7 protein-coding genes are annotated in these 8,330 nt (G+C 51.4%); 1 reads left to right on the top strand and 6 read right to left on the bottom strand.

Translation table 11 applies throughout. The features are described 5' to 3' along the window. Positions 1-312: hypothetical protein (locus BGK46_RS17665; RefSeq protein WP_175418671.1), on the top strand; the 312-nt coding region annotated here is incomplete at its 5' end. On the opposite strand, the gene BGK46_RS15925 is transcribed toward BGK46_RS17665, so the two are convergent. From BGK46_RS15925 to BGK46_RS15900, 6 genes are all read right to left on the bottom strand, one after another. Further along, positions 306-1,100: a DUF1338 domain-containing protein gene (locus tag BGK46_RS15925; RefSeq protein WP_069590940.1), complete on the bottom strand. Its 795-nt coding sequence runs from the start codon at positions 1,098-1,100 to the stop codon at positions 306-308. The two genes, BGK46_RS17665 and BGK46_RS15925, sit on opposite strands and share 7 nt — an antisense overlap. Positions 1,101-1,110: 10 nt before the next feature. Beyond that, on the bottom strand, positions 1,111-2,589 hold the full coding sequence (gene astD, locus BGK46_RS15920; RefSeq protein WP_069590939.1) for a succinylglutamate-semialdehyde dehydrogenase: 1,479 nt from the start codon (positions 2,587-2,589) through the stop codon (positions 1,111-1,113). 2 nt (positions 2,590-2,591) lie between these two features. Continuing rightward, complete coding sequence (astA, locus tag BGK46_RS15915) at positions 2,592-3,614, bottom strand: arginine N-succinyltransferase (RefSeq protein ID WP_069590937.1); 1,023 nt, start codon at positions 3,612-3,614, stop codon at positions 2,592-2,594. 29 nt (positions 3,615-3,643) lie between these two features. Continuing rightward, complete coding sequence (locus BGK46_RS15910; RefSeq protein ID WP_069590935.1) at positions 3,644-4,861, bottom strand: aspartate aminotransferase family protein; 1,218 nt, start codon at positions 4,859-4,861, stop codon at positions 3,644-3,646. A 292-nt stretch (positions 4,862-5,153) separates the two neighbouring features. Next, a complete protein-coding gene (locus BGK46_RS15905; RefSeq protein ID WP_069590932.1) occupies positions 5,154-5,729 on the bottom strand; it encodes an anthranilate synthase component II in 576 nt (191 codons plus the stop codon). 97 nt (positions 5,730-5,826) lie between these two features. Continuing rightward, positions 5,827-8,166 carry an ExeM/NucH family extracellular endonuclease gene (locus BGK46_RS15900; protein ID WP_069590931.1) on the bottom strand — a complete coding sequence of 780 codons (2,340 nt, stop codon included), beginning with the start codon at positions 8,164-8,166 and terminating at the stop codon, positions 5,827-5,829. Positions 8,167-8,330: the final 164 nt, after the last annotated feature.

The following is an 8,330-nucleotide window of genomic DNA, read 5'->3' as shown; positions in this document are numbered from 1 at the left end:
TTACTGCACTGGCTCCCTGTCAGAGACGCCACCCTCAAGCACTTGATAGGTCTGACTGAGTATTGGACTTCACGCTATTTTGCACGCTTACCCACCTATCAAGCCGAAACAGGTTCACTTGCGTTGTGTGCCTCTAACTTCCTATCGCTTCCTTCAGACCCTGCCGTTGGCCAGCAACGCCCTTGCGAGTCGGATTATCTTCCCCTCAGTCGGGGCGATTCAGGTTTCTTTCAACCTGACGGGTTTGCCAGCTTCGCTGGGCAAACAAAAAAGGAGAGCATCGCTCTCCTTTTCTTCTCTCACCACTATTGATGCGTACTTTCAAAGATTTTATCAGCCGAGGCGGCGACAAAACCTTGATAAAGTTCACCGTCCGGAAGCGGATACCGTTTCGCAAACTCGTAGAAACCACCCGGAATATCATGGCGTGCATCGCTAAATTGCACCGGCACGCGATCAGCCATCGTCGAGGATTGCTCCAAAAAGACTGACGCATCCCCTTTAACCTCCCCGCCAGATTCGTTAATGGTAAACCCATTTTGGCGCAAGGTATCGTTGACCGCTTGACAGCTATCATGGTTATTAAGCTGATTCACGCTGACGGTAAAGTGGTTCGCCCCATAGCCATGCGCTGCCACCCAAGCTGCATATTCACTTTCATCCGCTAACGTCTTGTAGGTTTGCCAATCCAACTCCCACAAACGTCCTTGATGAAGAAAATCGCTCCCTTTCAGCGCATCATCATCCACATTCGCCACTAAGTCGCGCACGATAGATTGCAATGTTGTCGAGCATTGGCCCACCATCAATTCACTAATAAACACTTTCGGCATCAAGGGATCGGGATGCTCGTAGTGACGTGCGTTGAGCTTCTTCGCTTCAAAGGTATACTCACCTTTCGGCTCATAGCCCAACGCAATAAAAGGACGGGCAAGCTTGTCCAGCCCTACATTAGGCAGTGCAAAGGTGCGCAGTGCAATATGATCATTGATTAGGGGTTGGCCTTCTTCGAGCAACCCATGCACTTTCTGCGCAGAAGGGCAAAGACGCTGGGTGTAGTCTTGCCACAATCTGTCAAATAACGCTTGGCAACTATCCATGTTGTTCTCCTTAATCAAGAGGCGTGATCCCCGGCGCAAAGCTCTCGGGCAAGGTGACCTGCTCGCCTTCCATCGATGCCATAGGGTAGGCACAATAATCGGCGGCATAATAAGCACTTGGACGCAGGTTACCCGACGCGCCCGGACCACCAAATGGTGCATCCCCACTGGCACCGGTCAATTGACGGTTACGGTTTACAATACCGGCGCGAATATGGTCAAGGAAGTATTGCCATTCACCATCGTCGTCACTGATAAGGCCTGCCGATAAGCCATAGCGGGTATCATTCGCTTTCGTCAATGCATCAGCCATATCGGTGTAACGCTGCACCTGCAATAAAGGACCGAAGTATTCTTCATCGGGTAACTCGGCGATCCTGCTAACATCAATGATCCCCGGCGAGATCACGGCATCATGGCGATGTTCACACGCCACGACTGGCTTACCACCGAGATCGATCAGTTTTTGCTGAGTGGCTAAGATCCCTTCGGCTGCCGCCACAGAGATCTGTGCGCCCATAAAGGGCGCCGGATCATCGAACTGGCCGCCCACACGGATCGTTTTAGTCCACGCCGCTAAGCGCGCCAAGATCTTGTCACCCACCTCCCCTTCAGGAAGAAGTAGACGACGTGCACAGGTACAACGCTGACCGGCACTGAGGTAAGCCGATTGAATAATGGTATAAACCGTGGCATCCACACCACTGTGTTTATCACTGATAACCAGTGGATTATTGCCCCCCATTTCCAATGCCAGCATTTTGTCCGGCTGGCCGGCAAACTGGCGATGGAGGATGTGTCCGGTGTTGGCACTCCCGGTAAATAGAAGGCCATCAATACCTCGAGCTTGTGCTAGCGCTTCGCCGGTATCACGGCCCCCTTGCACCAAGTTAATCAGCCCAGCAGGTAGACCGGCTTCTAACCAGTAGCCAAGGGTTTGTTCAGCCACTTTAGGCGTCAGTTCGGACGGCTTGAAAACCACACTGTTTCCGGCCAATAGTGCCGGGACAATATGGCCATTAGGCAAGTGACCGGGGAAATTATACGGCCCAAACACTGCCATCACACCAAGGGGACGATGACGCAGTACAGCTTGCGTACCATTGACGTCTTTTTCCCGCGATCCTGTACGTTCATGGTAAGCGCGCAGCGAAATGGCAATTTTACCCACCATGGCGCCCACTTCGGTTTTGGTTTCCCAAAACGGCTTGCCAGTTTCTTCAGCGATGGTACGCGCCAGATCGTCGGTATTGGCTTTCACAATTTCAGCGAAGCGTTCTACCAAGGCTTGGCGCTCGGAAAAATCGGTATTCCGCCAAGTAAGAAAGGCTTGTCGTGCCGCGCTTACCGCTTGTTCAACCTGCGGTTTCGTGGCTTCATTGCCTTGCCAAATACAACGGCTATCAAAAGGGTTTAGCGAAGTCATGACGTCGCCTTCACCCGGCGTCCATTCACCATTGATCAAATGGCCTGCGGTTTGATGTGTCATCCTTACTCCTCCATCGCGATCAAACGGAGTCGATCGCCGTCTTTAACTTGCAGCGCTTCGGCAACCTCTGGCGCAATCACGACGTGATTGGTTTCCGGATCAAGTGCCGCTTTCGCCGCAGTTGCGCGGAAGCCCGCAAAATCGGTATTCGAAATTAAGTAGTGCTGAGCACTGCTATGCTCACGCACGCTAGCAGTCGCATTAAATGAATGGCGGACCGATTCGATATTGTGGCGCAAACACTCGACCGTTGGACCGGCATCAAAGATGTCGACATATCCTCGACACGAAAAGCCTTCTTTCTCCAACAGACGCAGTGCCGGCCGTGTTTTCGGGTGCACTTGTCCAATCACGGCACGCGCTTCTTCACTCAACAGACTGACGTAAATCGGCAACTTAGGCATTAAGTCGGCAATAAACCCTTTCGCACCGATACCGGTTAGGTAATCGGCCAAAGTAAAGTCAATCGAAAAGAAGTTGTCCTTAAGCCACTGCCAGAACGGCGAGTTGCCATCATCATCAGACACGCCACGCATTTCGGCAAACACCACATCCGCAAAGCGTTCAGGAAACTCGGCGAGCATCAAGAAGCGACACTTGGAAAGCAGTTTACCGTTGAGGCCACCCCGAAACTCAGGACGCAAAAACAGGGTGCAAATTTCCGTTGCTCCGGTGTAGTTATTGCCAAACGTCAGCACTTCAACAATGTTATGGACATTGAGCTTGCGCGATGAATGCACCACTTTGGTTAAGTGATAACTATAAAAGGGGTTATCGAGGCCGATTGCCGCCTCGATCCCTGTGGTGCCTGCAACCTCGCCCGTTTCGGTATCTTCGGCCACCATCAGGTAGCCTTCCATGCCCGGGCTAGTGACATGCTTGGCAAAGCTTTCTAGCGAATTGTTGATACGTCCTTGTAGCAAATCGGCATCAACCGGCAATGAGGTAAATCCATGACCGGACTCTTCCGCACACAACATCAGTGCATCAAAATCTGACGCACGGATAGGCCGAATAACTAACATCTCAAATCCCTCCGAGTGTAAAGGCCGCCTTATGCAGCAACGACCTTCGCAATAGCACGATCAAGGCGCGCCATACCTTCTTCAATATCCGCTTTGGTAATCACCAATGATGGGGTGAAACGCACCACATTCGGGCCCGCGACCAGCACCAGCAAGCCTTCCTCACCTGCCGCCACTAAGATGTCACGCGCACGCCCTTCCCACGCTTTGTTGAGTGCCGCGCCAAGCAACAAACCTTTACCGCGCACTTCACTGAAGATGCCGTATTTATCGTTGATCGCTTCTAGGCCATCGCGGAACCACTGTTCGCGCTCAATAACACCGTCAAGGACCTCAGGTTTGGTCACTTCTTCCACCACCGCTTCTGCGACCGCACATGCCAAGGGGTTACCGCCATAGGTTGAGCCATGCGTCCCCGGTTTCATGTGTGCCGCCAGGGCTTCGGTGGTCAACATGGCACCAATCGGGATCCCCCCACCCAGTGATTTAGCGGTGGCTAAGATATCGGGAGCGACGCCCGATTGTTGATACGCATAGAAGGTACCCGTACGGCCGTTACCGGTTTGCACTTCATCGAAGATCAGCAAGGCATTGTGTTTGTCACACAGTTCACGTACACCTTCCAAGAAACCCGGCTCTGGAGGAATAATGCCGCCTTCACCTTGCAGTGGCTCCATCATCACCGCACAAGTGCGATCAGAGATATGGTCAGCCAGCGCGGCTAAGTCATTGTATGGCAGGTGGGTAATATCACCCGGCTTAGGACCAAAACCGTCAGAATAAGCAGGTTGTCCGCCCACGGTGACCGTGAAGAAGGTGCGACCATGGAAACCTTTGCTAAATGCAATGATTTCGCTTTTGTGCTCTCCGTGTTCTTCTTTTGCCCAGCGGCGTGCCAACTTTAGTGCTGCTTCGTTCGCTTCCGCGCCAGAGTTTGCGTAGAAAACACGATCCGCAAATGACAACTCAGTGAGGCGCTTTGCGAGACGCAATGCAGGTGCATTCGTCATGACGTTGCTTAAGTGCCAAAGCTTTTGAGCTTGCTCAGTCAACGCATCCACCATGACGGGATGACAATGGCCCAAACAGCTCACCGCAATCCCACCCGCAAAGTCGACGTACTCTTGCCCTTCTTGGTCCCAAATGCGGGAGCCTTTGCCGTGATCTGGGATCATGGGCATCGGGTTATAGCAAGGTACCATCACTTCATCAAAGAGTTTACGTTCTACTTTTTTGTCCATCGTCATCACTCAATCCTTCTGTGTTTTTTCCATGACGCATAGTATTTACATTCTTTTAACCGCGGCAATAGCAGATTATTTTTTCTTTTCAGCAGAATAACAAATACCATGCAGATTAGAGATATAGTTATGCACAAAGTGTGAGGCGAAAGAAGCGCCTAATCAGCAAGGCTGAGATGCCTGTAAGGCATGAGTGGTGCGGGATGACGGTGATGGCTGCATAAGGTTGCAGCCACTGATAATCACGTCAGAAAAAACGAAATGTGAAAATAGTGATAAAGATCGCTATTTTTTGTAACTATTGCTGTAAGAAATTCGCCAGTAAGTCATGGCCGTGTTCAGTCAAAATGCTCTCCGGATGGAATTGTACCCCCTCAATTGGCAGGGTTCGGTGCTTCAATCCCATAATAATTTGGCGACCATCGGGCTCAGTGGTGGTCGCTGTCACGGTCAAACAATCAGGCAGGGTTTGCGGGTCAACCACCAACGAGTGATACCGTGTGACGGTAAACGGACTGGGTAAGCGGTTAAATATCCCTTGATGATCATGTTCGACCAAAGACGTCTTACCGTGCATCACCGCATTGGCGCGGATCACCGACGCACCAAAGACCTGTGCAATGGACTGATGGCCAAGACATACGCCTAAAATCGGTATCTGTCCGGCAAAATGGCGAATGACCTCGAGAGAAATCCCCGCCTCATTCGGCGTACAAGGACCAGGAGAGATCACTAAATGGGAGGGCTCCATCGCCTCAATGTCTGCGATAGCCAACTCGTCATTGCGTTTAACACACACGTCCACGCCTAGTTGGCAAAAGTACTGATAGAGGTTGTAGGTAAAGGAGTCGTAATTATCGATGATAAGAAGCACTGTGCTGCGCCATCCGATTGAAAACCGGAATGATGCTAACACAGTGCCTGACAAGCGTCATCCGCAGGCGGTGTTGCCACTGCCCGTAGTAATTAAATTAACGTAGTTGGCAACGGAAGCCGGTGTAACGGACCGACATAGGCTGACTCGCCGGCGCACTGCCACAATGGACGGGGATCAAACCCAGCGCTTTCACAGTAACCTCGATACGATCATCTTTATCAAGCTTCAGCCCTTGTACCAATGGGCTTTGCGTATCAAAGGTGCGTTGTGAGCGCCATTTCATCCAAGCGTGATCAGGACTTTTTTGTCCATTCAGCATCGGAATAATCGGCAAAATACTGCGGTTATTGATGGTAACCGATACAGGCACAACCGGATCCGGATACGCCAAAGACACAATCACAGGGTCGTGATCTGACGAAGAGAACGGATTGGTCGATTTCACCAAATCCCCAGTGTACTGACGACTGTATTCGAACAAGGTACTTTCAACCGAGTTAATGTGCCAGTCTTCCACACCGACGACTTTTTCCGCCAAGCTAGCGCTGGCGATGGCATGGTCGAGACTCCCCAATTCACCCGAGTACGAGTAGGAATAGGCTTTATCACCCAATCGCGCCGTGGCGAGGTTGATATAGCCCAGGCCTTTCTCTACCGCTTGTGCGGTCGGATGCATAGGTACACCGCGAATTTCCGTTCCTGCGGCTGTCATGATATCGCGCTGGTTAGGCTGACGTTGGTAGTCGGTTAATACACGGACCGGATCTTCTTTCGCGTACGCATTGAGATCGCCAAGGATCAATACGTCTCCATCCAGCTGCTGCAGACGATCGCGTAATGTCACTGCCGCGGAGACACGGAAAGCATTACAATGTCCTTGTAAATCTGCTGTATCCGTCTCGAATTCACCCGCGATCCAATCTTCATAACAGCCTGATCCTTTCGACTTAAAGTGGTTAACCACAATATGTAACGGCTCGCCATTAATGCTAAACGCTTGCAGCAAGCTGTCGCGTTGATACTTATTAAGCTCACGCGTTTCGCCCTCAGGGTTTTCACCACTTATATGCTGTTCGGGCATAGCAACCGCTTGTGCGTCACCGGCTAACGAGACTTTTGCAGGGCGGTAAATCATGCCCACCATGATCGCATCAGAGCCAAAAAACGCGCCCTGATTTTTCACCGCATCGCTGGGTTCAACAAACTGATAATGGTCTGCAGGATCCGCAAACTCTGCGTTGAGGTGGGTCACCAAATCGGCAATGGCGCTTCCAGCTTCAAACCCATTGTTTTCAAGCTCCATCAAGCCAACGATATCAGCATCCATCGCGCGGAGGGCATTGACAATCTTGGTACGTTGGAGCTCAAACTCAGCGGCGGTTTTAGCACCTCGGTTGCAACCACGCTTGGCGTCCGCATGGTCGCGATCTTTACAGGTGACATTTAAGGGACCACCAATGGCGCTGGCACTGGTGAAATAGTTAAGTACGTTAAAGCTTGCCACTTTAATGTCGGTATTCGGTACCGTCGCGGGTGCATCTTGACGATCGTGACGGTGCACAATGTCACCGGCGGTAATGGTGTTGGTGGCCACTAAACGGTACTGATCGTAGCTAAAGCCCATCACGCCAGACAAATGCTCAATACGATCGCCAATACGCAAATAGCCTTGCTCAGCGTCGAGTCCCGGAAAATAGGGAATTTGTCCGTCTTTGGCTTTTTGATCACTTTCGATATAAAGCTGATTCGCCGCATTGTTCGCCGCAAGTGCTTTCGCTTCGTCGGTTAACGCTGGATAAAGTTGCGTGGGTTTAAATAAAGGGGTGCGGTGCGTTAACACCATATTGTTGCGAAACGCGTCGTAGTCAAAGCCAAAATTACGGGTGATCACCAGTTCACTGTCCGCGTCCATGGTCACATACATGCCTTCGTAACGCTCAAGTGCATCCTTTAACGACTCACCGTGATCCACACGAATGGCAGTCGGAGCCAACGGACCATAATACGGGCCCTTAGCGACTTGATTATCGGTCACACCCAATTGCGTATGACCATAATACTCTTTGACCTTACCACTGGCACATAAGGTGTCACCGGGCTGCACATTGAGGGCATCAGCGTCCCGCAAGTACACAAACAAGCCATCGGACGTGGCGCGATTGCCATCCCCTTGAGGATCTTGAATCCAAACCCCTTTATAAAGGCCTTGGGTCACCGCAGTGACCACACCTTGTACCGCATAGGTTTTATCGGAGCTGTATTTGTCCGCTGGGACCAATGGGCTGCGCTCACCGTCACCTTGGATCGAATAAATGGGCGTGGTGGGCGTCATGCCGCACTGGTAGGTTTGCTCGAGGGGGGCTTTGGCGGCCGCGGGCATGGCGAGTCCCGCCATCATCAATGCTAGCGGCGACCACATCAGTGGCTTTTTCATACCTGTTCCTTCACGTAGTTTGAGTGATTACTCGAATTTCGCGCGCATTATTAACGATGGATACACAGAATGGCGTGATTTGGCTCGCATCAGAAACAGTTACTATTGATGGACTTATAAGAAGTGAGAGTTGGGTTCCGGTCTGATCATCGAGTAGGGTGAGG

Source organism: Salinivibrio sp. SS2 (assembly GCF_001722075.1).
Lineage (GTDB): Bacteria > Pseudomonadota > Gammaproteobacteria > Enterobacterales > Vibrionaceae > Salinivibrio > Salinivibrio proteolyticus.
This window is presented reverse-complemented; position numbering and strand designations above follow the sequence as displayed.

Excerpts from the sequence above, each read along its gene's own strand:
- astA (WP_069590937.1), bottom strand. The coding sequence starts at position 3,614 with ATGTTAGTTATTCGGCCTATCCGTGCGTCAGATTTTGATGCACTGATG.
- BGK46_RS15900 (WP_069590931.1), bottom strand. The coding sequence starts at position 8,166 with ATGAAAAAGCCACTGATGTGGTCGCCGCTAGCATTGATGATGGCGGGA.
- BGK46_RS15925 (WP_069590940.1), bottom strand. The coding sequence starts at position 1,100 with ATGGATAGTTGCCAAGCGTTATTTGACAGATTGTGGCAAGACTACACC.
- astD (WP_069590939.1), bottom strand. The coding sequence starts at position 2,589 with ATGACACATCAAACCGCAGGCCATTTGATCAATGGTGAATGGACGCCG.
- BGK46_RS15910 (WP_069590935.1), bottom strand. The coding sequence starts at position 4,861 with ATGACGATGGACAAAAAAGTAGAACGTAAACTCTTTGATGAAGTGATG.